This is a genomic window from Promicromonospora noduliphila, assembly GCF_056951025.1.
Map to the genome: position 1 here is coordinate 3,466,474 of NZ_CM167806.1, position 24,496 is coordinate 3,490,969.

The following is a 24,496-nucleotide window of genomic DNA, read 5'->3' on the forward strand; positions in this document are numbered from 1 at the left end:
CTGCTGAGTTCGACGGTAGGTGTGCCGCCGAGGTGTGTCGACGACATCGTCGCGCGTGTCGCGCAACGATGCACGCGAGAAATCACACCGATGTTATTCCCTTTCGGTGGGTTACCGGCAGCGTCAGTGGGTCACCGGCAGCGCGGGCGACGACACGTCGATGGTCGTCGCCGAGGGCTCCGCGCGCAGCAGCGTCTGCGCGACCTTGGTCTTGAGCTGCACCTGCGCGCCGCTCCCCCACCGGATGACCCGCCCGTCGGACAGCGTGGTGCGCACGTCGTCCTGCGTCGCCGCGCTCACCGTCCGGATGTCGGCCGCCAGCCTCGGCGGCAGGGCGCCCAGCACCGCGAGGGCCGCGTCCATGGCGCGGTGGCCGGCGTCGGCGTCGGAGAGCGAGACCACGATCTCCGGCAGGCCGTCCGGCACCTCGTCCACCGTGCCGACGCGTACCCCGTCGGCATCCATCAGCGCGTGCACGCCGCCCGGCTGCGGCACCGCCGCCACCGGCTCGCGCGAGGTGAGGACCACCTCGAGCCCGTCCGGCCACACCCGCGTGATCCGCACGTCCTTGACGGCGTTCATCGCGAGGATCTCCCCGCGCAGGCCCACCGTGTCGAGGCGCGGCAGCGGTACGCCCGCCTGGTCCGTCACGGCCTCGCGCACCTGTCCGACGTCGATGGTGGTGCCCTGCCCCGTCACGCGCACCTGCCGCGGGTCGAGCCCGAACAGCGGCGAGAAGAACGCCACCCACACGAGCCCCGCGACGACCAGTGCCACCGCCACCGACCAGCCGATCCGGCGCCACAGGCGGTAGCGGGCCATCGCGGTGCGCTCGGCGAGACGGTCGGCGAGCTGGTCGGAGACCACGCCGTCACGAAGGCCCGGCGTCGCCCGGTCGGGCTCGGGGCCGCGCGCCGGGAGCTGCGTCGCCGCCGGCCGGGGCGGCGCGGCCGGCACCTCCGCCGGATGCCGCCGGGCCGCCGGCCGGCCGGCCGGCGTCTGCCGGCCGGCCTCGGGCTCCCGAACCGCTCTCTCGTCCTGAACCGAACCCTGCTGAACCGAACCGTCCGGTGCCGAGCCGTGCGGGGCCGAACCCTGGTCCGCCGGGCGCGGCCGTGCCGTGCCCGCTGCGCGAGGGCGCGCGGGCGGGCGCATCAGTCCTCGCCCAGCCCCGGGGCAGCGGAGCCCGTCGCCACGCGGCCCGCCAGGCGCGCCAGGACGGCGGGCCCGAGCTGGGTCACGTCACCGGCGCCCACCGTGAGCACCACGTCGCCCGGCCGGGCGAGGTCGGCGATCGCGTGGGCCGCGTCCAGGCGATCCGGCACCGCGTAGGCGGCGCCGTGCCCGGTCATGAGGTCCACGATCGTGTGGGGCGTGACCGACGGGTCCAGCTCCTCGCGCGCCCCGTAGATGTCCGTGACCACCACCTCGTCCGCCGCGGACAGCTCCTGGGCGAACCGGTCGGCGAAGATCCGCGTGCGCGAGTACAGGTGCGGCTGGAACAGCACGAGCACCCGTCCGCCGTCGGCGATCTCGCGGGCCGCCGTCACGACGGCCCGGATCTCGGTGGGGTGGTGCGCGTAGTCGTCGACCACGCGCACGCCGTCGGCGATGCCCTTCTCCTCGAAGCGGCGGCCCGTGCCGACGAACGCCTCGACACCGGCGACCGCCTGCTCGGGCGGCACGCCCAGCAGCACCGACACGATCACGGCGGCGGTCGCGTTGAGCACGTTGTGCTTGCCGGGGACCGACAGGCGCATCGGGATGCCCGGCACGTTGCCCGAGACGCCCGCGCCGTCGGCCACCTGCTCGTTGGTGCCGAGGATGTCGCCGCGCAGCACCGCCGTCGTGCCCTCCGCCGTGGTGGAGATGTCCGTGACGCGCACGCGCGCGGTGTCGTTGGTGCCGTAGGTGATGACGTGGCCGCCCGTGGCGCAGATCGTGGCGCCGACGGACAGCGAGCCCTCGTCGTCGGCGCACGCGACGAGCCAGCCCTCGGGCACCAGGCGGCGGGCGAAGCGGATGAACGCCCCGTTGAACGCCTCGGGCGTGCCGTAGTGGTCCAGGTGGTCCGCCTCGACGTTGGTCACCACCGCGATGGTGGGCGTGTAGTTGAGGAACGAGCCGTCGGACTCGTCGGCCTCCGCCACGAGCACGTCGGACGTGCCGAGGTGGCCGCCCGGCATCGAACCGTTCGCTGTGCGCACGGTGCTGCCGATCGCGTACGACGGGTCCAGGCCCGCCTCGCGGAGCACGGTGGCGACCATCGCCGACGTCGTCGTCTTGCCGTGCGCGCCCGCGACGGCGACGCCGCGCGAGCCGTCCATCAGGGCGGCCAGCGCCTGCGAGCGGTGCAGCACGGTGAGGCGGCGCGCCCGGGCGGCGGCGAGCTCGGGGTTGTCCTCGTGCACGGCACTGGAGATCACCACCGTGTCCACACCCGTCAGGTGGGCCGGGTCGTGGCCGACCCACACCCGGACGCCCTCGGCCCGGAGCGCCTCGAGGGCCTCCGACTCCGCCGCGTCGGAGCCCTGCACCGACACGCCACGCCCGGCGAGCAGGCGGGCGACGACGGACATGCCCGCCCCGCCGATGCCGATCATGTGGACGCGGCCGAGCCTCGCGACCTGGTCCGCCATCTGATCCGTGACCGTGGTGCTCATGAGCTGACCTCCGTGGTGTCGGTACCTGCTGACCGTACGGCTTCCTCGACGAGATCGACGACACGTGCCGCGCCGTCACCGGTGCCGGCGGACCGCGCCGCCTTCGCCATGACACCTAGCCGCTCGCGGTCCGCGAGCAGCGTGGGAACGTTGGTGGACACCCAGGCGGGCGTCAGGTCCGCGTCGTCCACCAGGAGGCCGCCACCGGCCTCCACCAGCGGGGTCGCGTTGAGCCGCTGCTCGCCGTTGCCGATGGGCAGCGGCACGTAGACGGCAGGGATGCCGAGGGCGGCGTGCTCGGCCACCGAGCCCGCGCCGGACCGGCAGACGACGAGGTCGGCAACGGCGTAGGCGAGCTCCATCTGCTCCAGGTACTCGCGGACCTGGTAGCGGCTCTGGTCGAGGGCCGCCACCGCCTCGCGGACCTCGTCGCCCTTGCCCTTGCCGGTCAGGTGCAGCACCTGCGCGCCGGCCGCGAGCACCTGCGCGGCGGCGCCCGACACGGCGCGGTTCAGGCTCAGCGCGCCCGAGGAGCCGCCGGTGACCACGAGGGTCGGCAGCGCGGGGTCGAGGCCCAGCTCGGCGGCGGCCCTGGCGCGCACGCCCGCTGCGTCGGCCTCGCGCGCCTGCACGAGGCCGGCGATGGCCTGGCGCAGGGGAAGGCCGGTGAGGACGCCGCCGCGCAGCGGCGTCCCGGGGAAGGTGAGGCCCACGCGGGCCGCCCACCGCGCGCCCAGCCGGTTGGCCAGGCCGGGACGGGCGTTCTGCTCGTGGATCACGATCGGCACGCCCCTGCGCCGGGCCGCGAGATAGGCGGGGGTCGCGACGTAGCCGCCGAACCCGATCACCGCCTGCGCGCCGATCTCGTCGATCGCGTCCTCCGCTGCCTTCACCGCCGAGGCCAGCCTGCCCGGCAGCCGCAGCAGCTCGGGGCTGGGGCGGCGTGGCATCGGCACCCGGGGGATCGGGCGCAGCTCGTAACCGCGGGCCGGCACCAGCTCGGCCTCCAGGCCGGTCGTGGTGCCGAGCGCGAGCACGCGCGCGCCGGGCTGGCGGCGCCGCACCTCGTCAGCCACCGCGAGCAGGGGGTTCACGTGGCCGGCGGTGCCGCCCCCGGCGAGCACCACCGACACAACTGCTGAGCTCATCATCACCTTCTCGTCGTCGCCCGGACTGTCCAGGCGAATCGATCCCGGGCGGCCCGCTGTGCAGGATCTCGTCACAGAGGGAACCACCGTGCACATTTCTACCGTCTCCGGACCGCACCGCCCAGCACAGCCAGTGACTTGCGCACGACGCTACCGCGTGCAGCGAGGGCCTTGGCAGCCCCGGGCTCGGTCCGGGCGAACGAGATGACCATGCCGAGCGCGGCCATCGTGGTGATCAGCGCTGAGCCGCCGGCCGAGACCAGCGGCAGCGGCACGCCGATCACCGGCAGCACCCCGATCACCACGCCGATGTTCACGAACGCCTGGCCCACGATCCAGCAGCCGACGGCGGCGGTGGTCACCTTGACGAACGGGTCGTCGTGCCGCTGGATCACCCGGCTCATCGCGAGCCCCAGCACGGCGAACAGCGCCAGCACCAGCACCGTGCCGAGCAGGCCGAGCTCCTCGCCGATGACGGCGAAGATGAAGTCGTTGTGCGCCTCGGGCAGGTAGTTCCACTTCTCGCGGCTCCCGCCCAGGCCAACGCCCCACAGCCCGCCGGTGCCCAGCCCGAACAGGCCGTGCAGGGACTGGTAGCACTCCGAGGCCTCGTCGCACTCGGCGCCGTAGGTCGCGATGATGCGCCGCAGCCGGTCCCCGGAGGACTGCTGCACGATGAACACGTACCCCACGACGAACGCGGCGAGCGCGCCGCCCAGGCTCATCAGGGACAGCGGCACGCCCGCCACGAAGAACGCGCCGGCCACCAGCAGGCCCATCACGAGCGCCGTGCCGAGGTCGCCCCCGCCGAGCACCAGGCCGAGGATCACCACCGCGCCGGGGACCGCGGGCACGATCGCGTGCGACCAGCTCCCCAGCAGTGCCTGCTTGCGGCCCAGCACGGTGCCGAGCCAGACGGCGAGCGCGAGCTTTGCCAGCTCCGACGGCTGGAACGTGAACGGGCCCAGCACGAGCCAGTTCTGCTGGCCGTTCCTGACCTCGCCCAGGAAGATCACCGCGATGAGCAGCAGGATCACGACGCCGAGCGCCGGCAGCGCGAGCCGTTTGTACCAGCGGACCGGCAGGTGCGCCGCGACGACGAGCACGGGCAGGCCCATGAGCGCGTACTGCGCCTGGACCAGGAACGCCGCGTACGGCGACTGCCCCTCGGCGATCGACGTCACCGTCGAGCTGGACAGCACCATGATCAGGCCGATCACGGTGAGCAGGCCGGTGGTGCCCACCAGGAGGTAGTAGCTGGTCACCGTCGAGTTCCACTGGCCGAGCCACGGGCGCTCCGGGGCACGACGGCGGCTCGTGCTCGTGGTGGCCATCCCTCCTCCTCCCGCGGCCGGCGGACGGTGCCGGGCCGCTGCTGCGCCGGGCCGGTACCGCTCGGTGGTGCTATCGCTCGGTGAGCTCGCGCACCACGTGCACGAACTCGTCGCCGCGGTGGGCGTACGAGACGAACTGGTCCTGCGACGCGCCCGCCGGTGCCAGCAGCACGGTGTCCCCCGGCTGAGCCAGGTCCCGTGCCGCCTCGACCGCCCGGCGCATCACCGTCCCAGTGTCGCCGGGATCGATCACCACAACCGGGATCTGCGGCGCGTGTCGGGCGAGCGTGTCGGCCAGCGGCTTCGGATCGGCCCCGATCACGACCGCGGCACGCATACGGTCCGCGCGGGACGACACGAGCTCGTCGAACGTGGCGCCCTTGGGCAGGCCGCCCGCTATCCACACCACGGTGCCGTGGGCGAAGCCGGCCAGCGAGGCAGCGGCGGAGTGGGCGTTCGTCGCCTTGGAGTCGTTGACGTACGTGACGCCGTCGGCCTCCGCGATGCGCTGGATGCGGTGGTCGCTGGGGCCGAAGGACCGCAGGCCGTCGCGGACGGCGGCCGCGGGCACGCCGTGCGCGCGGGCGAGGGCGGCGGCGGCGAGGGCGTCCGCCACGATGTGCGTCGGCACGACGCCGGCGTGGTCGCCGAGCTGCTTCAGGTCGGCCAGGGTGCCGAGCTCCGCCGCGCTCTTGCGGCGGTCGGGGTCGTCGGGGGCCGCGTGGAAGGCGCGGTCCACCAGGACGTCGTCGACCAGGCCCAGGTCGCCGGGGCTCGGGGTGCCGACCACGAAGCCGACGGCGCGTGCGCCCTCGACGACGTCGGCCTCGCGCACCAGCTCCTCGGTCCTCGGGTCCGCGACGTTGTAGACGCACGCCACCTGGACCCGCTCGTAGATCCGGCCCTTGTCGCGCGCGTACGCCTCGATCGAGCCGTGCCAGTCGAGGTGGTCGGCCGAGACGTTGAGGACCGCGCCCGCCTGCAGCGACATCGTGTGGGTGAAGTGGAGCTGGAAGCTGGACAGCTCCACCGCCACGACGTCGAGCGCCGGGTCGAGGGCCGCCTCGACCAGGGACCGGCCGACGTTCCCGACGGCCGCGGTGCGCAGGCCCGCCGCGCGCAGGATCGCCACCAGCATCTCGACGGTGGTCGTCTTGCCGTTGGACCCGGTGATGCCGAGCCACGGGGCGGGTCCGTCGGCGCCGAGGCGGTCGACCCGCAGGCGCCACGCGAGCTCGACCTCACTCCACACGGGCACGCCCGCCGCGAGCGCCGCCGCGACGAGGGGGTGGTGCGGCGCGAAGCCCGGCGAGGCCACGAGCAGGTCGGCCCGGGCCAGCACGGCGGCGGCGCCGTCGGCGTCGAGCCCGCCGTGGTCGGCGTCGTCGGCCTTGTCGTCGACCGTGACCAGGGACGCGACGCGCGGCGCCAGCACGCGCTGGAGCGACCGTCCGGTCACGCCGAGGCCGGCGAGGACGACGCGGGCCTCGGCCAGGGGAACGCCCGGCTCGACCACGCCGTGCGCGTCGCCGAGCGGGCCGGGGCCGGGCGCCTCGGTCACGAGACCACCCATTCGGCGTAGAAGATGCCCATGCCGATGCCGGCGAACAGGCCGGCGATGAGCCAGAACCGGATCACGATGGTGACCTCGCCCCAGCCCGAGAGCTCGAAGTGGTGGTGCAGCGGCGCCATCTTGAACACGCGCCTGCGGGTCATCTTGAAGAAGCCGATCTGGATCACGTCGGACAGCACGATGATGACGAACAGGCCGCCGATGATCGCGGCGAGGATCTCGGTGCGGGACAGGATGGACAGGCCGGCCAGCGCGCCGCCGAGGGCGAGCGAGCCCGTGTCGCCCATGAAGATCTTGGCGGGGTTGGCGTTCCACCACAGGAAGCCGACGCAGGCGCCGGTGACGGCGGCGGCGACGATGGCGAGGTCCTGCGGGTCGCGTACCTCGTAGCAGCGTGGTCCGGCCGTGGCGAGGAACTGGCACGACTGGTTGAGCTGCCAGATGCTGACCAGCACGTACGCACCGAACGTGATGATGGAGACGCCGGTGGCCAGGCCGTCCAGGCCGTCGGTCAGGTTGACCGCGTTGGACCAGGCGGCCACCAGCAGGTTGGCCCAGATCACGAAGAGGATCAGGCCCACGGTGGCGCCGAAGAACGCCAGGTCGAGGTCGGTGTCGCGCAGGAACGAGATCTTGGTCGACGCCGGGGTGCGGGAGTTCCCGTTCGGGAACTGCAGCGCGAGCACCGCGAACGAGATGCCGACGAAGCCCTGGCCGATCAGCTTGGCGCGCGGGGTCAGGCCGAGCGAGCGCTGCTTGCGGATCTTGGTGAAGTCGTCGAGGAAGCCGACCAGGCCGAGGCCCGCCATGAGGTAGAGCGCGAGCAGCGCCGACACGCTCGGCAGCCGCTGCGACACGAGCATGGAGGCCGCGACGCCGACCATGGTCGCTCCGATGATGACGACGCCGCCCATCTGGGGCGTACCGCGCTTGGTGAAGTGCCCGGTGGGGCCGTCCTGGCGGACGAACTGTCCGTAGTTCTTGTGGACAAGGAACCGGATGAAGACCGGTGTGCCCAGGAGGGCCACTAGCAGCGCCACGGCGGCGCTGACCAGGATCGCGATCACTTGTTGTTGTCCTTAGCGGTATCGACCAGCGACAGGTGGTCCCCGAGCTCCCACAGCCCGGAGAGGAGCGACGACTTCACGAGCACGACGTCGCCGGGCTCCAGCGACTCGTCGAGCAGGGCCTTGGCGGCGTCCAGGTCGGGCACGAAGACCGACTCCGACCCCCAGGACCCCTCCTGCATGGCGCCCTCGTGAATGTGGTAGGCGCCCTGGCCCACCACGACGAGCTGCTTGATGTTGAGCCGTACCGCGAGGCGGCCGATCTCGTCGTGCGCGGCCCGCGCGCGGTCGCCGAGCTCGCGCATCTCGCCGAGCACGGCGACCGACCGGCGGGTCCGGCCGGCCAGCACCGCGAGCGTGCGCAGGGCTGCCTTCATCGAGTCAGGGTTCGCGTTGTACGCGTCGTCGACGACGGTGACGCCGTCGGGCCGCTCGGTGACGGCCATCCGGTGCGGGCTGCGGGGCGTGGCGGCCGAGAGCCGCGCCGCGACGTCGGGCAGGGACACCCCGAGGCGCAGCGCCGCCGTCGCGGCCGCCAGGGCGTTGCTCACGTGGTGCGGCCCGACGAGCTGGAGGGCGACCTGCGCGCGCTCCTCGCCGCTGGCGCCGGTCGGACCCGCCGCGTCGGCGCCGGCCCGACGGTCCGCGCCGTCGTCGGCTGCGGTGGTGCCCGCGACGCGGAGCGTGAAGCTCGCCCGGCCGGCGCCGTCGACGGAGACGTCCTCGGCGCGGACGTCGGCGGACGGGATGGTGCCGAAGGTCCGCACCGTGGTGCCGGGAGCCGCCTGGCCCGCCATGGCCGCCACGCGCGGGTCGTCGGCGTTGAGCACCACCGAGCCGCCGTCCACGACGCCGGAGACCATCTCGGCCTTGGTCTTGGCGATCGCCTCGACGCTGCCGAAGAACTCGACGTGCGCGACGCCGACCGCGAGCACGATGCCGACGTCGGGCGGCGCGATGCGGGTGAGGTAGGCGATGTTGCCCACCCGGTCCGCGCCCATCTCCAGCACCAGGTAGCGCGTCGCGGCGGTGACCCGCAGGACTGTGAGCGGCAGGCCGATCTCGTTGTTGAACGAGCCCTTCGGGACGATGATCGCGTGGTCGCCGCCCGCGCCTGAGGAGTGAGCTTGCGAGCCCCGCAAAGCCGCGGAACCAGCTCGGGTCTCGGGGGTGAGGAGCTGGCCGAGCAGGTCCTTCGTGGTGGTCTTGCCGACCGAGCCGGTCACGGCGACGATCTGCAGGTCGCCGGACGCGCCGCCGCCCGCAGCGCCGGCCCCGCCGGAGCCGGCCCCGCCGCGGACCGTCGCCAGGACGTGCCGCGCGAGCTCGCCCAGGGCCGCCTGGGTGTCGTCCACCACGACGGTGGGCAGGCCGTCGAGCTCACGGGTCGCCAGCACCAGCGCGGCGCCCGCCCGGACGGCGGCGGCCGCGAAGTCGTGCCCGTCCACCCGCTCGCCCGGCAGCGCCACGAACAGCGCGCCAGGACCCGCCTGCCGCGAGTCGACGATCACCGCCCCCGTGACCCGCGCATCCGGGTCGGCGTGCAGCCGCCCGCCGGTGGCTGCGGCGACCTGCGCCGCAGTCAGCTCGATCATGCCTGTGTCGTCCTCTCCTGGGTGGAGTCGTGCGTGGGGTCCTGCGTCGTGCTCTGCCCGGCGTGCCGGTCCGCGAGGGCGGCGCGCGCCTCGACGCGGTCGTCGAGCACGTGGTCCACCCCGGCGATCTCCTGGATCGTCTCGTGCCCGCGACCCGCCACCAGCACGGTGTCGTCCGGGCCGGCCGCGAGGATCGCCGCGCGGATGGCGTCCGCGCGCGGGGCCACCTCGTGGACCCCCACCGTACGCGAGCCGCCGCCGTCGGCCGCCTCTGCGCCGCCCGGCGCGCCGCCAGAGCTGGCGCCACCGGGGCCAGGGGTGCCGACAAGGCCGGTGCCCGCGAGCACCTCCGCGCGTACCTTCGCCGGGTCCTCGTCGTGGGGGTCGTCGTCGGTCACGTAGACGACGTCGGCGCCGCGCACGGCGGCGGCGCCCATGAACGGCCGCTTGCCGGGGTCGCGGTCGCCCGTCGCGCCGAACACCACGGCGAGGCGGCCGGCCGTCGTCGGGCGCAGAGCAGCCATGGCCAGCTCCAGCGCCTCCGTGTTGTGCGCGAAGTCCACCACCACGCGCGGGGCGGTGGCGAGCACCTCCATGCGGCCGGGGACGACGGCGCTCAGGCCGTCGGCCGCCGCGAGCGCCTCGGTCACGTCGCGGATGTCCGAGCCGCCCTCCAGCACCATGGCCACGGCGAGCGCCGCGTTGGCCACGTTGTAGCCGCCCGGCAGGGACGTCGTGGTCCGCAGCGTGCGCCCGTCGCGGTGGGTCAGGGTGAAGGCGGAGCCGGTGCCGGACGGCGCGACGTCGGTCACCGTCCAGTCCGCGTCCCTGCCCGCGAGCGTGGTGAGGGTCGCGACCGGGATCTGGGCCTCGGCCGCCATGCGCTCGCCCCAGGCGTCGTCGACCGTGACGACGCCGCGGCGCGCGCGGGCGGGCGTGAACAGGTCGGCCTTGGTGGCGAAGTAGGACTCGAAGTCGCCGTGGAAGTCGAGGTGGTCCTGGGTCAGGTTGGTGAACCCGGCCACGCCGAACACGATGCCGTCCACGCGGTGCTGCGCCAGGGCGTGCGAGGAGACCTCCATGGCGAGGGTGCGCACGTCGTCCTCGCGCATGGCGGCGAGCAGCGCCTGGAGGTCGGCGGCCTCCGGCGTGGTCAGGACGCTCGGGAGCACGCGGTCGCCCGAGCGCGTCTCGACGGTGCCGACCAGGCCGCCCTTCCAGCCCAGCGCCCGCAGCAGGTGGTCGAGCTGGTAGGTGGTGGTGGTCTTCCCGTTGGTGCCGGTGACACCGAAGGTCATCAGGTCGTCGGCTGGGTTGCCCAGCACCCAGGCGGCGACCTGGCCGAGGATCGCGCGGGGATCGTCGGCCACGAGGACGGGCACCGCGGTGTCGCCCGCCACCTCGGCCCCGCGCGCGTCGGTGAGGATCGCGGACGCCCCGCGCGCGACGGCGTCGGCGGCGAACTGCGCGCCGTGCGCGCGGGCGCCGGGCAGGGCCACGAACAGGTCCCCCTCCCGCGCCACCCGGTTGTCCGAGGCCACGCAGGTGACCGCAGCCTCCGCGGGATGACCTGGGGCGATGGTGAGGCCGAACGCGACGGCGAGGTCCGAGACCTGGCGCGCTGCGGTGGCCGCCGGACGGATCCGGTCGAACGGGGATGTCACGGAGAAGAACCTACCGTCTCGCAGGGGTGGGTCCGGCCTCGTCTGTGGGTCTGGCGTGGTGGGTTTGGGAGAGACTCCGGACGCGAGTGTGTTGCGGTGCGGAGCGAGGGCGCTTTGCCTCGCGAGTGTGTGTTGCGGTGAGTAGACGTTGTCTACTCACCGCAACAGGCGCCCGAGAGGATTGTTCACCCGCCAGTCCGCCCGACCCCGGCGGCCCGCCCCGGAGCTCGCTCTACCGCCCCACCAGGTCCGGCAGCTTCGCGCCGGCCGCCGCCGCGGAGGTGTGCAGGTGGCACGCCACGAGCCGCCCCTCCTCGGCCTGCGCCGTCCGCCCCAGCACCGGCAGCTCGGTGCGGCAGACATCCATGACGTGCGGGCACCGCGGCGCGAACGGACACCCCGGGGCACGCTGAGACAGGTCCGGCGGCGCGCCGGGGATCCCGGTGAGCTCCCGCCGCGGGCCGTGCAGCGGGGGGAACGACCCGAGCAGCCCCGCCGAGTACGGGTGCCGCGGGTGGGTGTACACGTCCCGGGCCGACGCCGTCTCCACGATCTCCCCGGCGTACATGACGGCTATCCGGTCGGCGACCTCGACCAGCAGGGACACGTCGTGCGTGATGAGCACCACGGAGAAGCCCAGCCGCTCGCGCAGCTCCATCACCTGCTCCAGGATCTGGCGCTGCATCACGACGTCGAGCGCCGTGGTCGGCTCGTCCATGATGAGCACCTGCGGCTCCAGGGCGAGCGCCATGGCGATCATGACGCGCTGCCGCATGCCCCCGGAGAGCTGGTGCGGGTAGGACCGCAGCCGGTCGGCCGAGATGCCGACCAGCCGCAGCAGCTCCGCGGCCCGCTCACGGGCCTCCGCGCGCCGCATCCCCGGCCGGTGCGCCAGGATGCCGTCAACGAGCTGCCGCTCGACCCGGTACACCGGGTTGAGCGAGCTCATGGCGCCCTGGAACACGATGGCGATGTCGCGCCAGCGGGTCGCGCGCAGGTCGGCGTCGGACAGGGCCAGCAGGTCCGCCCGCTGCCCGTCGCGGCCCGTGAGCCACACCTCGCCGCCCGTGATGAGGCCGGGCGGCGCGAGCAGCCGCGTCGCCGCGTAGGCCAGCGTCGACTTGCCGCAGCCCGACTCCCCGGCCAGGCCCAGCACCTCACCGCGGCGCAGCGTGAGCGAGACCTCGCGCAGCACGTGCGTCGGGTCGTCGCCGAACCCGTAGTCGACGCTCAGGTTCCGGATGTCGAGGACCGGGTCGGCCGGTGTCCGGGGCGCGGCCGCCGACGTCGCCGTGCCGGTCTGGGTGCTCATGTCCGTGCCTCCCGTACCACCGGGGTGAACCCGACGCGCGGCCGGATGCCCCGGCGGCGCAGCGACCGCGCGTGCAGGCCGGTGGACCGCAGGCGGGGGTTGACTATCTCGTCGATACCGAAGTTGACCAGGGTCAGCGCCATGCCGAGCAGCGCGATGCACGCCCCGGCCGGCACGAACCACCACCACGCGCCGCGCTGCAGCGCGAGGTTGTTCTGCGCCCAGAACAGGATGGTGCCCCAGTTCCACTCGCTGACCGGCGTGATGCCGATGAACGACAGGGTGACCTGGGACAGCACCGCGAACGTCACGGTGCCCACGAACCCGGAGGCGATGACCGCCGTCAGGTTGGGCAGCACCTCCGCGAGCACGAGCCGCCACGTGCGCTCCCCGTTGGCCCGGGCCGCCTCCACGAAGTCGCGCTTGCGCAGCGACAGCGTCTGGGCGCGCATCACGCGCGCGCCCCAGGCCCAGCCGGTGGCGCCGATGACCAGCGCGACGGTGAGCCCGCCCGCGGACGGGAGCTGCGTGGCGATCAGGATGATCAGCGGGAGCTGCGGGATGACCAGGAACATGTTCGACAGCGCGGACAGCGACTCGTCGCCCACGCCGCCGACGAATCCGGCCGTCACGCCGATCAGCACGCCGACGACGGTGGCGCTCACGCCCGCGACCAGGCCGACCACGAGCACGCCGCGCGTGCCCACCACGAGCTGGGACAGGATGTCGCGCCCCGTGTGGTCGGTGCCCAGCCAGTGCGCGGCGGACGGCGGGCTGAGCAGCGCGTCGCTCACCTGGTTGGGGTCGTACGGCGAGATCCACGGGCCGAGCAGCGCGAGCAGCGTGAAGAAGCCGAGGATGGCCAGGCCCGTGAGCACCTTGCCGTTGCGCAGGAACAGCAGCCGGTTGTTCATCGGTCCTCCGTCCGGGTGCGGGGGTCGAGCAGGGCGTAGGCGAGGTCGGCCACCATGTTCGCCACCAGGACGGACAGGGTGATGACCAGGAAGCAGCCCTGCATCAGCGGGTAGTCGTGGGTCGAGACCGCCTGGTAGAGCGTGTACCCGATGCCCTGGTAGGAGAAGACCATCTCCATGATCAGCGTGCCGCCCACCACGAACCCGAGGGACAGGGCGAAGCTGGAGACCTGGGGTAGCACGGCGTTCCGGGCCGCGTACCCGAGCATGACGTCGCGCTCCGGCAGGCCCTTGGCGTGCGCGACGGTGACGTAGTCCTCCGAGGAGACCGTCACCATCATGTTGCGCATCCCGAGCACCCAGCCCGCCACGGACGACAGCACCACCGTGAGGGCGGGCAGGAACCCGTAGTAGACCACCGAGCCGATGAACTCGCCGGTGAACGCGGGCACCAGGCCGCGGTCGTAGCTGCCGCTGGACGGGAACCAGCCCAGGCCCACCGACAGCACCGCGATGGTGATCAGGCCGAGCCAGAAGTAGGGCACGGCCTGGAAGAACGTCGCCACGGGCAGCAGCCCGTCCGCCCACGTCCCGCGGCGCCAGCCGAGGAACGTGCCGATGAGCGAGCCGATCACGAACGCGATGACCGTGGCGACGCCGACCAGCCCCACCGTCCACGGCAGCGACTGGTTCACGATCTCGGACACGGGCGTCGGGAAGTGCGTGAACGACAGGCCCAGGTCGCCCCGGAAGAGCAGGCCCCAGTAGTCGACGTACTGCTGCCACAGGCTCGTGTCCTGGTCCAGCCCGAACAGCACCCGCAGCGAGTGCTCGGCGTTGCTGTCGATGCGGCCCTGCATCCGGCCCAGCAGGGCCGTCACGGGGTCGCCGGGCAGCATGCGCGGGATGAAGAAGTTGATGGTGATGGCGGCCCACGCCGTCAGCGCGTAGAACGCGACCCTGCGCAGCAGGAACCTCATGCGGCCACCTCCCCGTCCGGCGCACCCGGTCCGACGCCGGACGACGTGCCCCCGGCCGGGACCGACGGCCGGTCGGCACGCTCGCTGTACCCCCAGCACGCCGCCGACCGCCCGGGCGCCACCTCGAACAGCTCCGGCGTCTCGCGCCGGCACAGGTCGCTGGCGTACGGGCAGCGCGGGGCGAACCGGCACCCGGGCGGCGGGTCCACGAGGCTCGGCGGCTCGCCGCCGGTCCCCTGCTCCCGCGCGGCCGCGGCGCCGGCGCCCGCGAGGTCGTCCGGGTCGGGCGCCGAGGCCACGAGCAGGCGCGTGTACGGGTGCAGCGGCTCCTGCGTCACGGACTCGCTGTCGCCGGTCTCCATGACCTGCCCCGCGTACAGCACCGTGGTCCGGTCGGCGAAGTACCGCGCCGAGGCGATGTCGTGCGTGATGTACAGGACGGCGATGCCGAGCCGGTCGCGCAGGTCCGCCAGGAGGTTGAGGATGCCGAGCCGGATCGACACGTCGAGCATCGAGACGGGCTCGTCCGCGAGCAGCACCTCGGGCTGCGCGGCGAGCGCCCGCGCGATGGCGATGCGCTGCCGCTGCCCGCCGGACAGCTCGTGCGGGTACTTGTCGACGTACCGCGCGGCGGGCGTGAGGTGCACGCGCTCCAGCAGCTCGGTCAGGGCCGCCTCCAGCTCCGCGCCCCGCAGCCTGCCGCCCGTGGACTGCTTCCGGTGCAGCCGCAGCGCCCTGGTCAGCGTGTACCGCACAGGGTACACGGGGTTCAGCGACGCGAACGGGTCCTGGAAGATCATCTGCACGCGGCGCACGTACGCACGGAACGCGCGCCGGCCGTGCACGATGCTGTCGTGTCCGTCCAGCAGCACCTGCCCGCCCGTGAGCGGGATGAGCCGGGCCAGCAGCCGGGCGACGGTGGACTTGCCGGACCCCGACTCCCCCACCACGGCCAGCACCTGGCCGCGGTGGAGCTCGAGGTCCACGCCGTCCACCGCGTGGATCGCCCGGGCGGGCGGGCGGCCGCTGAGACGACGCCCGCCCGCTCGGAAGTGCTTGGTGAGGCCGCGCGCGGCCAGCACCGGTGTGCTCGTGCTCATCAGCCGTCCGCTGGCTCGAGGTTCATCAGGATCTGCGCGGCCTGCACGCCCGTGGGCTGCGGCTGGTTGTACGGGTCCTCCTCGGACGGCCAGCCCACGTAGTTCAGCGTGGAGTACTGCGCGGTGGCCGGGCGGGTCCAGATGGCGATGCCCGGCACCTCCTCGACGAACACCCGCTGGATCGTCTCCATCGCCGCGGTGCGGGTGGCGTCGTCGGGCGCGGCGGCGTAGTCGGCGAGCGCCTGCGTGGCGTCGTCGTTCTGGAACCGGCCGAAGTTCCAGGTGGCCGGCTCGCCGAGCTCCTTGTACTGGGCGCCGTCCATGATGTCGGCGTACATGTCCCAGGGGGTCGCGCCGCCGTCGGTCCAGTGCAGGGTGGCCTGGAAGTCGCCGCCGGGGATGATGTCGGCGAACCAGCCGTCCTGGTTGACGGGGTTGACGGTGGCGGTGGCGCCGAGCTCGGCGGCCGCGTTCTTGATGAGGTCGAGCGCGGTCAGGTAGTCGTTCCAGCCGGCCGGGTTGACCAGCTCGAAGGTGACCTCCTCGCCGTCGGGGTCCATGAGGGTCTCGCCCTCCCAGGTGTACCCGGCGTCCTCCAGCAGGGCGCGAGCGCCCTCGACGTCGACCTCGAACTCCTGGCCCGCGTACTGGTCCGAGAGGAACTCCTCGCCGGCGGGCAGCGGCAGGCCGGTGACGCTGGTCAGCGGCGGGTTGACGCCGGAGGTGGCGACGTCGACGAGCTCCTGGCGGTCGATCACCATGTTGAGCGCCTGCCGGAACGCCCGGTCGTCGAACGGCTTGGTCTCGTTGTTCAGGTAGAGCACGTCGATGCCGAGGCCGCCCGCCGCGTACTGGTGGTAGTGCTCGGGGTCCTGGGCGATGTAGACGTTCTCGAAGTCGGCGATGAAGGTCCAGCCCCACTGCGCCTCACCCGTGGTCAGGGCGGTGGTCAGGGCGTTGTTGTCGTTGTACGACGAGTACCGGATCTCGGGCACGGCCGGCTCGCCGCCCCAGTAGTCGTCGCGGGCCACGACCGTGGCGGCCTGCGGCGTCCACGACTCCAGCGTGTACGGGCCGGTGCCCACCGGGTTCAGGTTCGTGTCGGTGGTCGGGTCCTCGACGTCGGCCCAGATGTGCTCCGGCACCATGACCAGGTCGTACAGCTTGGACTGGTTCACGAACTGCCCGGCGGTGAACGTCACGGTGACGGTGCTGCCGTCGGTCTCGATGGTGTCGTAGGGCAGGGCCGCGGCGTTGAGGGCGTCGAAGTCCTTGCGGAGCTGGATCGAGAACGCGACGTCGTCGGCCGTGAACTCCTCGCCGTCCGACCAGGTGACGCCCTCGCGTGGCGTGATGACCGCCTCCGTGAAGTCCTCGTTCCACTCGACGCTCTCGGCGAGCCAGGGCTCCGGCTCCTCCGAGGGCCGGGCCTGGTTGCGCATCATCAGCGGCTCGTAGATCGTGAACGCGTAGCCGAGCGAGAGCGCGGACGAGCCGGTGGCGAACGGGCTGTGGTTCTCGGTCTGGACGCCGTTCGGCATGCCGACGGTCAGGGTCTCCCCGCCGCCCGCCTCGGTAGTGGTCGTGCCACCACCACCGCCGCTGCAGGCCGTGGCCAGCAGCGCGATCGTCGCAGCGGCCGCGGCAGCGGCGACGTGCTTGTGAATCCTCACGTTGTGCCTCCTTGCACTCCTCCCGCTGGCGCGGGACGGATGGATGTGATCACTCGGTTCCGGCACCCAGGTCGTCCCCTGGCCGGACTGTCAGCTCGTTGGTCAGTCGCAGGTCCGCCACGGACCTGCCGGTACGCAGCCGGTAGGTGCCCGGCGGCGTGGTCCACCCCTTGGCCTGCGGGTCCCAGACCTGCAGCGCCCGGGTGGAGACGGGGACGCGGACCGTCGCGCTGCCCATGGCGGGCACGTCCGCCACCGCGAAGCCGCCCAGCCAGCGCACGGGCCGGCTCGGGCCGCCGTCCGGCGCCTCGACGTAGACCTGGACCACCTCGCGCCCCGCGCGGGGGCCGGTGTTCCGGACGGTCGCGTACACGGTGAGGGTCGACGGCGCGTCGTGCGCCTCGCCCCTGGCGAGGACGGCGTCCTCGTACTCCCAGGTGGTCCAGCCCAGGCCGTGCCCGAAGGGTGCGGCGGGCACGGGGGCGACGGGCGCCGAAGCGTCCGGCGCGGCGGCATCCGGGGCAACGCCGTCAGGGGCGGCGTCAGGGGCGGCGGCGTCAGGGGCGGCGGCGTCAGGGGCGGCGGCGTCCGCGGCGACGGCCAGCCGCCGCTCCCAGGCCCGGTAGCCGACGTCGGTCCCCTCCGCGTAGTCGACGACGCCGTCCACCGGCCGCGCGTGCGGCACCGGCACGTCTTCGAGACGGGCGGGCAGGGTCCAGGGCAGGCGCCCGGACGGCTCGGTGACGCCGGTCAGCACGTCGGCGAGCGCCGTGCCCGCCTCCTGGCCGGGCAGCCAGCCCCACAGCACGGTGGGCACGTCCTGCAGCCAGGGCAGCAGCACGGGCGCCCCCGCGTTGACGACGACGACGGTACGCGGGTTGGCCGCCGCGACACGGCGCACGAGCTCGTCCTGGTTGCCGGGCAGGTCCAGGTCGGGCCGGTCGTACCCCTCGGACTCGACCTCCGCCGTCGTGCCGACCAGCACCACGGCGACGTCGGCGGCCGCAGCGGCCTCGACCGCGCGGGTCAGCTCGTCCTGCGCCGACGGGCCGGGCAGCCGGTGCACCAGGGCCCCGCGCACGAAGTGCCCGTAGCCCACGGCATGCACCACCTGGAGCGTCGCGTCGACGACGGCGGTGCCGCTCGCCGGGGCGAGCGCAGCGATCGGGTGGTTGTGCCCGGAGGACAGCACGATGTCCTCGTGCACGCGCGTGCTGCCCTTGGCGACCTCCGCGCCGTCGATGCTCACCCGGTGGATGCCGACGGTGCCGACGCCCAGCTCGTGCGTGCCGGGCTCCTCCAGCCGCACGCGCGCCCGCAGGCGGACGGCGTCGGCGTCGGGCCGCACGTCCTGCAGCCAGCCGGTCCACTCCCGGGCCGTGTACTCGTCCAGCGTGGAGCCGTCGGCGGCCAGGTAGGTGACCCGCAGGCCGGGCTCGCCGGTGACGGGGTCGGTGCACCGGTCGACGTCCAGCTCGGGCGGGTTGTGCAGGGCGCGGGCGCCGGCGAGCAGCGTGACCCGCGACCCCTCCGGCAGCGCGGCGCGCAGCTCGTCCGCGGGGTAGGTGAGGCGGTCGGGGTGCACGAACGACGAGCCCCCGCCCTGGAAGAACGGCTCGACCGCGGCGGGCCCGAGCAGCGCGACGTGCAGCGGCGGCGCCGCATCGGGCACGAGCGGCACCAGGCCGGCGTCGTCCTTCAGCACGACGACGGAGCGGGCGGCGAGCTCGCGCAGGAACCGGGCCGAGGCCTCGGGCGTGGTCGCCGGGTCCCGTTCCGTCGTGGGCGCGACCGTCGCGGGCGCGCCGTTCGGGCCTGCGGCGCCGTTGGTGCGTCCCGCGCCACTGGTGACGCCGGCGCGGTTGGTCCCGGTGCGGTTGGTGGCGCCGACGCCGTTGGTGACGCCAGCGCCGTTGGTGACGCCAGCGCCGTTGGTGACCCCGGCGCCGCCCGTGGCCCCGGTTCCGCCCGCGGCGAGGCCCTGCGCCCCGTCGTCGCCGGGCGGCGTGAGCCGGCCCGTGCGGCGGGCGAGCCGCAGCAGGCGCAGCACCTTGTCGTCCAGCTCCTCCTCCGCGACCTCGCCCGAGCGGACGGCGTCGAGCAGGCCGTCGCCCCACGCGCCGTCGGGTCCGGGCATCTGCAGGTCGAGGCCGCCGCGGACGGCGGGTGCCACCGACTGCGTGGCCACCCAGTCGCTGACGAACAGGCCGTCGTAGCCCCACTCCCCCTTGAGCAGGTCGACCACCAGCGGCCGGTGCTCCAGGAGCGGGGCGGACACGCCGCCGACGTCGGCGCCGTTGTAGGCGCCCATGACCGACCAGGGGCCGACCTCGCGCACCAGGCGCTCGAACGGCGCCAGGTAGGCCTCGCGCAGCGTGCGCTCGTCGAGGCGGGCGCGGTACCGCGTGCGCTCGGTCTCGGAGTCGTTGGCGACGTAGTGCTTGACGCACATCCCGACGCCCCGCTCCTGGGCGGCGCCCACGAGCGCCACCGCGATCTCTGCGGTCAGGTGCGGGTCCTCGGAGTAGCACTCGAAGTGCCGGCCGCCCACCGGCGTGCGCTGCAGGTTCACCTGCGGGGCCAGCACGACGTCGACGCCGTGCCGCCGGGCCTCCGCCGCGAACAGCGCCCCCGAACGCGCCGCCAGGTCCAGGTCCCACGTGGCGGCCAGCGCGGACGGCGCGGGGAACATCGCCGACGTCCCGCCGTCCGGGCCGCGCACGCCCACGGGGCCGTCGGACATCACCACCGGCTCGAGCCCGAGGCGCGGCACGGCCGTGGTCGCCCACATGGAGGCGCCCACGACGAGCGACACCTTCTCCTCGGCGGTGAGCTCGTCGAGGAGGCGGAGCAGCTCCGGCTCCGTCGTGATGGTCTGCGATGACAAGTGGTTCTCCGTTCAGCGTCGGACGGCTGCCCGCATTCAACCACACTTACTTACTGGTAAGTAAGCCCGTTCACCCGTATCGTAAGGGCATGTCAGATACGACCGAGCAGGTAGCCCCGAAGGCCAAGCGCCCCACCCGCGCCCAGCGGCGGGAGGAGATCCTCGCGGCGGCCACGCGCGTGTTCGGGTCGAAGGGCTACCACCAGGGCTCGCTCGTGGACGTCGCGGCCCAGGTGGGCATCACGCACGCCGGGGTGCTGCACCACTTCGGCAGCAAGGACAAGCTGCTGTGGGAGGTGCTGGAGTACCGCGACCGCGTGGACGTGCAGCACCTCGAGGGCAAGCACATCCCCGGCGGCATCGACCTGTTCCGCCACCTGGTCACCACCGCGCGCCTGAACGCCCAGCGGCGCGGCATCGTGCAGGCCTACGCGGTGCTCACCGGCGAGTCGGTGACCGACGGCCACCCGGCCTCCACCTGGGTGGCGGAGCGGTTCACGGTGCTGCGCGGCGAGATCTCGCAGGCGGTGCGCGAGCTGGCCGCCGAGCGCGCCGTCACCCTGCCGGAGGGCGAGCCGGAGCGGGCCGCGGCCGCGGTGATCGCCGTCATGGACGGCCTGCAGCTCCAGTGGCTGCTCGACCCGAAGGCGGTCGACCTCGCCTCGGCCACCGGGTTCGCCATCGAGTCCATCCTGACGGCCACGCTGGGCAGCACCGTGCGGATCACGGACCACTGACCGGCGCGGGCCTCACCACTCGGTCGCCAGGCGGCGGCCGGCGCTCTCGCTCGGCGGCACGTCCATCTTCTGCAGCGTGAACCCCATGACGTCGCTGAACACCGGGGCGGCGACGTCGCCGCCGAAGATCGAGCTGCTCGGGCTCTTGAGGAAGATCGCGACGGTGTACCGGGGGTCGTCGGCCGGCGCGACGCCGATGAACGACGCCATGTACGTCCACCCGTTGCCCGCGGGCATCTGCGCGGTACCGGTCTTGCCCGCCACCCGGTAGCCCGGCACCGTGGCGTTGACGCCCGTACCGCCCTCCTCCGTGACGGTCTCCATCATCTCCACGAGCGTGTCGGCGGTCCGCGCCGAGATCACCCGCTCGCCGGACTGGCGCTCGGCCGGAGTGGTGGTGCCGTCCGGGCTGGTCGAGCCCTCGAAGAGCGTGGGGGTCATCCGCACGCCGCCGTTCGCCACCGTCGAGAACACGCTGGTGGCCTGCATGGCGTTGACCGAGAGGCCCTGGCCGAACAGCACCGTGTACTGCGTGCGGCCGTCCCAGTCCGCCACGTCGTCCGGCGGCATGATGCCCACCGACTCGCCCGGCAGGCCGAGGCCCGTCGGCTGCCCGAACCCGAACTTCTGCAGGTACTCCTGGCGGGTCTGCACCGGGATCTTCTCCCCGACCTGCACCGTGCCCGTGTTCGACGAGTGCGCCAGCACGCCGGTCAGCGTGAGGTGCTGCACCGGGTGGTCGTGCGAGTCGTGGAACGTCTGCCCGTTCGGCGTCGTGAAGGTGTCCGGCACGACGAACCGGCTGTTCGGGGTCCAGTACCCGCCCTCGAGCGCCGCGGCCATGGTGATCACCTTGCCCGTGGAGCCCGGGTCGAAGACGGTCTTCACCGCGCGCGACCCGCCGGCGACGGCCGCCGTCGACCGGTCGTTGGGGTCGACGGCGCCCGAGTCGGCGAGCGCGACGATCTCGCCCGTGCGCACGTCCTGCACGATCGCCATGCCGTACTCCGCACCCGACGTGCGCACCGCCTCGTCGATCGCGTCCTGCGACTTCCACTGGACGTCGTGCACCAGGGTGAGCTGGACGTCGTCGCCCGGGACCGCCGGCACCGACTCCTGGCCCGCGGCCGGGATGCGCAGGCCGTCGAGGCTGCGCTCGTAGGTGTCCGAGCCCGCTGTGCCCGCCAGCAGGTCGTCGTACGCCGCCTCGATGCCGCCCTGCCCGGTCTGCTGGTCGTCCACGAACCCCACGAGCGAGCCCGCTACCGTGCCCGACGGGTAGGTGCGCCGCGAGGTGAGGTCGGTCCGGATGTACGCCCGGATCTCCAGGTCGGCGATGGCGCGCTGCACCTGCGGCACCACATTCTTGGCGAGCACCCGGTAGCGCGACTCGCCCACGAGCTTGGCCGCGAGCTCGTTCTTGGGCACGTCGAGGATCGGCGCGAGGAGCTGGGCGATGCCCAGCGCGCCGTCCTCCACCCGCCTGCCGTCGGCGTCCACGCGCCCCGTGCCGCGGAAGTCCTCGATCGCCACCGGGTCGGCCACCACCGTGTACCGGTCCACCGAGGTGGCGAGCACCACCCCGTTGGTGTCCGTGATGTCGCCCCGGTGCGCCGGTGTCACGGCGGTGGCCGTGCGCGCCGCCTCGGCCTTCGCCGCGAGGCTCGGCCCCTCGATGAGCTGCACGTGGACCAGCCGCACCAGGAACACGAGCACGACGACGGCCGCGAGGCCGACCAGCCAGCGCTGGCGCACCTCCGGGCGGCCCGGCCGCGGCGGCAGCGGCCGGGCCACCCTGGACCGGGCCGGACGCGGCTGCGCGGCGGCCTTCCGGACGCCGTCGGGTGCCTGAAGGCCCAGCCGCGTGCTGGTCGCGCGGGGCTGGGCCTTCTTCGGTTGTGTCTTGTTCGGCTGGGCCTTGTTCGCCTGAGTCTTGTTCGCCTGAGCCTTCGTCTGCCGGCCGTTCCTCGACGGGCTCCCGCCCGACCGAGGCTGCGCCAGGGGCGGGGTGCCGCCCTGCTTGCGCTGCGACGTCCCCGCCCTCTCGGGCCTGCCCTGGCCCCGCGCGGGCTGGGACCTGCCCCGGCCCTGCGCGGGCTGAGCCTTTCCCCGGTCCCGCGTGGGCTCGGTCTTTCCCCGACCCCGCGCAGGCTGGGCCCGCGTGGGCTGGGCGTCACGCGGTTGCGCGGACGCTTGCGCGGAACGGGAGCCGGCAGCGCGCCCCGACGGGGTGCGCTGCCGGCCCGAATCCGACGTCGGCCGGGTCACTGGTCCGTCCCCTTCACCACCTTGCCGGTGCGGATGCTCACCATGGTCGGGTTCTCCGCCGGCACCATGCCGAGGCTGCGGGCCTTGTCCGGCAGCTCGGTCTGGGCAGCGCTCAGGTCCTCCTGGAGACCCTGCACGTCCTGGGCGGTCTGGGCGACCTCCCCCTGGAGCTGCGACATCTCGTAGGAACCCCGGGCGAGCGTGGTGTTCAGCACCAGCACCGCCACGAGGGAGCCGATCATCAGGGTGGCGCACAGCACGAGGAAGGGCACGCGGCTCTTGGCGTGCAGCGGCGCGCGGACGACGTCCAGGCGGCGGCCGCGCTGGGCGGCACCCCCCGGGATGGCGGTCAGCGGTGCCCTGCGGGGGCGGGGCTGCTCGACCGGACGGACGGCGCGGGCCGTCGCGGCGGTGGTGGCACTCATCGGCGGTCCTCCTTCGCTGTGTGGTGCGGGGTGGTGCGGTTCAACAGGTGCTCGGGCGTTGGACGCAGGCGCCGTGCGGCACGCAGCCGCACCGACGCCGAGCGCGGGTTGCGCTCCAGCTCGGCGGCGTCGGCCTCCTCGGCGCCCCGGGTGAGCGCCTCGAGGTAGGGCCGGTGGGTCTCCGGCTCGACGGGCAGGCCCGGCGGCGCGGACGACGTCGTGCCCTGCGCTATCGCGCGCTTGACGATCCGGTCCTCCAGCGACTGGTACGACTCCACGACGATCCGGCCGCCCACCGCGAGCGCCTCGATCGCGGCGGGCACGGCGCGCTCCAGCACCTCGAGCTCGCCGTTCACCTCGATCCGGAGCGCCTGGAACGTGCGCTTGGCCGGGTGGCCGCCCGTCTTGCGGGTCGCGGCGGGGATGGTCGCGCGCAGCAGGTCGACCAGCTCGCCGCTGCGGTCCCACGCCCGCTCGGCCCGACGCCGGACGACGGCACGCGCGATCTTGGCCGCGAACCGCTCCTCGCCGTACTCCCGCAGGATCCGCGCGAGGTCGCGCTCGTCGTACGTGTTGAGCACGGCGGCCGCCGTCAGCCCCTGCGTGGAGTCCATGCGCATGTCGAGCGGCGCGTCCTGCGCGTAGGCGAAGCCGCGCTCGGCCTCGTCGAGCTGCAGCGAGGACACCCCGAGGTCCATGAGCACGCCCTGCACGGCGCCGCCGGCGTGCGCGTCGACCACCTCGGTGATCTCGTCGTACACCGCGTGCACCGGCGTGAACCGGTCGCCGAACCGGGTCAGGCGGGCGCCCGCGAGGGCGAGCGCCTGCGGGTCCCTGTCGATGCCGATCACCCGGGCCGTCGGCACCTGCTCCAGGACGGCCTCGGTGTGGCCGCCCATGCCGAGCGTGCAGTCCACCAGGACCGAGCCGGGCTCGGCGAGCGCGGGGGCGAGCAGGTCGACGCAGCGCTGGAGCAGCACCGGCAGGTGGCGGTCGGCGGCGTCGCTGCTGGTGTCAGGACGGTTGTCGGTCGCGTTCATCGGTGCCTCCCTTCCTGCGTCGTGCCCTGCTGGTCCTGCCTGGTACCGGGTGCACCACCCGGTACTGCGCGGCCCGCCGGGGCCAGCCTGCTCCGCCGGGCGGGGTCGTCCGGCCA

The 24,496-nt window shown here is 73.8% G+C and carries 18 protein-coding genes; 1 reads left to right on the forward strand and 17 read right to left on the reverse strand.

Features of this window, described 5'->3' with window-relative positions; genetic code table 11:
* Positions 1-123 precede the first annotated feature (123 nt).
* From AC0QU1_RS15245 to AC0QU1_RS15310, 14 genes are all read right to left on the reverse strand, one after another.
* Positions 124-957 (reverse strand): cell division protein FtsQ/DivIB, encoded by an 834-nt coding sequence (locus AC0QU1_RS15245; RefSeq protein ID WP_483570437.1) that lies wholly within the window; start codon positions 955-957, stop codon positions 124-126.
* A gap of 197 nt (positions 958-1,154) precedes the next feature.
* A complete protein-coding gene (gene murC, locus AC0QU1_RS15250) occupies positions 1,155-2,663 on the reverse strand; it encodes a UDP-N-acetylmuramate--L-alanine ligase (RefSeq protein WP_483570438.1) in 1,509 nt (502 codons plus the stop codon).
* The gene (gene murG, locus AC0QU1_RS15255; RefSeq protein WP_483570440.1) at positions 2,660-3,814 is read right to left on the reverse strand and encodes an undecaprenyldiphospho-muramoylpentapeptide beta-N-acetylglucosaminyltransferase; all 1,155 of its coding nucleotides are present in this window, start codon (positions 3,812-3,814) and stop codon (positions 2,660-2,662) included. The genes murC and murG overlap by 4 nt, the downstream gene beginning before the upstream one ends.
* 95 nt (positions 3,815-3,909) lie before the next feature.
* Positions 3,910-5,145: a putative lipid II flippase FtsW gene (gene ftsW / locus AC0QU1_RS15260; RefSeq protein WP_483570441.1), complete on the reverse strand. Its 1,236-nt coding sequence runs from the start codon at positions 5,143-5,145 to the stop codon at positions 3,910-3,912.
* A gap of 70 nt (positions 5,146-5,215) precedes the next feature.
* Positions 5,216-6,718, reverse strand: a complete 1,503-nt coding sequence (gene murD / locus AC0QU1_RS15265) for a UDP-N-acetylmuramoyl-L-alanine--D-glutamate ligase (RefSeq protein WP_483570442.1) — start codon at positions 6,716-6,718, stop codon at positions 5,216-5,218.
* On the reverse strand, positions 6,703-7,785 hold the full coding sequence (mraY, locus tag AC0QU1_RS15270) for a phospho-N-acetylmuramoyl-pentapeptide-transferase (protein WP_483570443.1): 1,083 nt from the start codon (positions 7,783-7,785) through the stop codon (positions 6,703-6,705). Before mraY ends, murD begins: the two co-directional genes overlap by 16 nt.
* Positions 7,782-9,380 (reverse strand): UDP-N-acetylmuramoyl-tripeptide--D-alanyl-D-alanine ligase, encoded by a 1,599-nt coding sequence (locus tag AC0QU1_RS15275; protein WP_483570444.1) that lies wholly within the window; start codon positions 9,378-9,380, stop codon positions 7,782-7,784. The genes mraY and AC0QU1_RS15275 overlap by 4 nt, the downstream gene beginning before the upstream one ends.
* Positions 9,377-11,044: a UDP-N-acetylmuramoyl-L-alanyl-D-glutamate--2,6-diaminopimelate ligase gene (locus tag AC0QU1_RS15280; RefSeq protein WP_483570445.1), complete on the reverse strand. Its 1,668-nt coding sequence runs from the start codon at positions 11,042-11,044 to the stop codon at positions 9,377-9,379. Before AC0QU1_RS15280 ends, AC0QU1_RS15275 begins: the two co-directional genes overlap by 4 nt.
* Before the next feature lie 232 nt (positions 11,045-11,276).
* On the reverse strand, positions 11,277-12,356 hold the full coding sequence (locus AC0QU1_RS15285; RefSeq protein WP_483570446.1) for an ABC transporter ATP-binding protein: 1,080 nt from the start codon (positions 12,354-12,356) through the stop codon (positions 11,277-11,279).
* Positions 12,353-13,270 carry an ABC transporter permease gene (locus AC0QU1_RS15290; protein ID WP_483570447.1) on the reverse strand — a complete coding sequence of 306 codons (918 nt, stop codon included), beginning with the start codon at positions 13,268-13,270 and terminating at the stop codon, positions 12,353-12,355. The genes AC0QU1_RS15285 and AC0QU1_RS15290 overlap by 4 nt, the downstream gene beginning before the upstream one ends.
* Complete coding sequence (locus AC0QU1_RS15295; protein ID WP_483570449.1) at positions 13,267-14,250, reverse strand: ABC transporter permease; 984 nt, start codon at positions 14,248-14,250, stop codon at positions 13,267-13,269. The genes AC0QU1_RS15290 and AC0QU1_RS15295 overlap by 4 nt, the downstream gene beginning before the upstream one ends.
* On the reverse strand, positions 14,247-15,350 hold the full coding sequence (locus AC0QU1_RS15300) for an ABC transporter ATP-binding protein (RefSeq protein WP_483570450.1): 1,104 nt from the start codon (positions 15,348-15,350) through the stop codon (positions 14,247-14,249). The genes AC0QU1_RS15295 and AC0QU1_RS15300 overlap by 4 nt, the downstream gene beginning before the upstream one ends.
* Positions 15,350-17,023 (reverse strand): ABC transporter substrate-binding protein, encoded by a 1,674-nt coding sequence (locus tag AC0QU1_RS15305; protein ID WP_483570452.1) that lies wholly within the window; start codon positions 17,021-17,023, stop codon positions 15,350-15,352. The genes AC0QU1_RS15300 and AC0QU1_RS15305 overlap by 1 nt, the downstream gene beginning before the upstream one ends.
* 49 nt (positions 17,024-17,072) lie before the next feature.
* The gene (locus tag AC0QU1_RS15310) at positions 17,073-19,910 is read right to left on the reverse strand and encodes a glycoside hydrolase family 3 C-terminal domain-containing protein (protein ID WP_483570453.1); all 2,838 of its coding nucleotides are present in this window, start codon (positions 19,908-19,910) and stop codon (positions 17,073-17,075) included.
* A gap of 89 nt (positions 19,911-19,999) precedes the next feature.
* Between AC0QU1_RS15310 and AC0QU1_RS15315 the strand changes: the two genes are divergently transcribed.
* Entirely contained in the window at positions 20,000-20,647 is a 648-nt protein-coding gene (locus AC0QU1_RS15315; RefSeq protein WP_483570454.1) for a TetR/AcrR family transcriptional regulator, read from the forward strand.
* Between the two features lie 12 nt (positions 20,648-20,659).
* Here the strand turns inward: AC0QU1_RS15315 and AC0QU1_RS15320 are convergent, their stop codons facing one another.
* The 3 genes from AC0QU1_RS15320 to rsmH all read right to left on the reverse strand — a co-directional run bounded on the left by AC0QU1_RS15320 (position 20,660) and on the right by rsmH (position 24,380).
* Positions 20,660-22,441, reverse strand: coding sequence for a peptidoglycan D,D-transpeptidase FtsI family protein (locus AC0QU1_RS15320; protein ID WP_483570455.1), 1,782 nt, complete (start codon positions 22,439-22,441; stop codon positions 20,660-20,662).
* A gap of 470 nt (positions 22,442-22,911) precedes the next feature.
* Complete coding sequence (gene ftsL, locus AC0QU1_RS15325) at positions 22,912-23,340, reverse strand: cell division protein FtsL (RefSeq protein WP_483570456.1); 429 nt, start codon at positions 23,338-23,340, stop codon at positions 22,912-22,914.
* Complete coding sequence (gene rsmH, locus AC0QU1_RS15330) at positions 23,337-24,380, reverse strand: 16S rRNA (cytosine(1402)-N(4))-methyltransferase RsmH (protein ID WP_483570457.1); 1,044 nt, start codon at positions 24,378-24,380, stop codon at positions 23,337-23,339. The genes ftsL and rsmH overlap by 4 nt, the downstream gene beginning before the upstream one ends.
* Positions 24,381-24,496: the final 116 nt, after the last annotated feature.